This window comes from Microbacterium sp. HMWF026 (genome assembly GCF_003061325.1).
In the GTDB taxonomy this organism is placed as follows: domain Bacteria; phylum Actinomycetota; class Actinomycetes; order Actinomycetales; family Microbacteriaceae; genus Microbacterium; species Microbacterium testaceum_E.
Genome location: NZ_QAJB01000388.1, coordinates 1 through 1,066 on the forward strand (window position 1 = coordinate 1; position 1,066 = coordinate 1,066).

At 74.2% G+C, this 1,066-nt stretch carries 2 protein-coding genes and 1 tRNA gene; 2 read left to right on the forward strand and 1 reads right to left on the reverse strand.

Features of this window, described 5'->3' with window-relative positions; translation table 11 throughout:
* The first annotated feature begins 125 nt into the window (after nucleotides 1-125).
* Both DBR36_RS14370 and DBR36_RS14375 read left to right on the forward strand, forming a co-directional pair.
* Nucleotides 126-197, forward strand: a tRNA-Gln gene (locus DBR36_RS14370).
* A 198-nt stretch (nucleotides 198-395) separates the two neighbouring features.
* Complete coding sequence (locus DBR36_RS14375) at nucleotides 396-605, forward strand: hypothetical protein (RefSeq protein WP_108320449.1); 210 nt, start codon at nucleotides 396-398, stop codon at nucleotides 603-605.
* A gap of 141 nt (nucleotides 606-746) precedes the next feature.
* Here the strand turns inward: DBR36_RS14375 and DBR36_RS14380 are convergent.
* The coding region (locus tag DBR36_RS14380; protein ID WP_258222870.1) for a sensor histidine kinase at nucleotides 747-1,066 on the reverse strand (320 nt) is incomplete at its 5' end.

Consider the following 1,066-nt stretch of genomic DNA (forward strand, 5'->3'; position numbering starts at 1 on the left):
CTATTGGGACGGGGGCGGGGCGCGGCCGGGACGCGCCCGGGACGCGCGGACAGAGGCGCCGGTTTTGCGCTCCGGCCCGTCTCGCGTAAGCTTGATCCTCGGCACGAGTTACGGCTCGAAGCCATTGGGGTATGGTGTAATTGGCAACACGGCGGTTTCTGGTTCCGTTGTTCTTGGTTCGAGTCCAGGTACCCCAGCTTGTGAAAAGCCCCGGTGATCGCGCAGATCTCCGGGGCTTTCGCGCTGCCCGCACGGTGGGCGGTTGTCGACGCCGGTCGGACCGTCAGGGCGAGCGCGGCCGCCGTTCCGCCGCGCGGATCCGTCGCGAGAGCGACGGGAGGCGACGAATCGTCGCGGGGGAGCGGCGGCGGTCGAAACGGGCGCAGAATGCCTGCATGGGACTTTTCGTGCAGCGACCCGAGGAACCGAGCGAGTGGGCGGGGCTGCCGGGCGAGCCGGTGCGGCCGCGCTCGCGCGCGGAGGAGCTTCCGGACGACACGGCCCCCGAAGCCTCGCCCGTGAGCCTGCTCGGCCTCGTGGACGCCCCGGTCACCTCGGTGCAGGTCCCCGTCCAGACGGCCGAGCCGCCCGCGACAGCGGACTGACCGCCGGGGATCACCGCCGCCGCCGCTCTCGCGCACGCACCCGCGCACTCGCGCACGCACCCGCGGACTCGCACCCGCGCACTCCCTCAGGCCACGCACTCGACGCGCCCGGCCGGCCACGCACTCGACGCGCCCCGCGGCTCAGCGCACCCGCACCCCGAGCGGCACCCGCACCTCGACCCGGGTGCCGGCGGCCGACGAGTCGACGCGGAGCGTCCCCCCGGCCTCGGCGACGGCATCCGACAGCAGACGCAGACCGAACCGGTCGTCCGCCGTGCGGCGGGGGTCGAAGCCACGTCCGTCGTCCTCCACGACCAGCAGCGCGTCGCGGTCGAAGTCCGTCACGCGCACGCTGATGCGCGAAGCCCGCGCGTGCCGGCGGGCGTTGCGCGTCAGCTCGCCCGCCGCCTCGGTGAGCAGTCGGGTCGTCGCGGGGTCCGTCGTGACGCGCGGGTCGACGT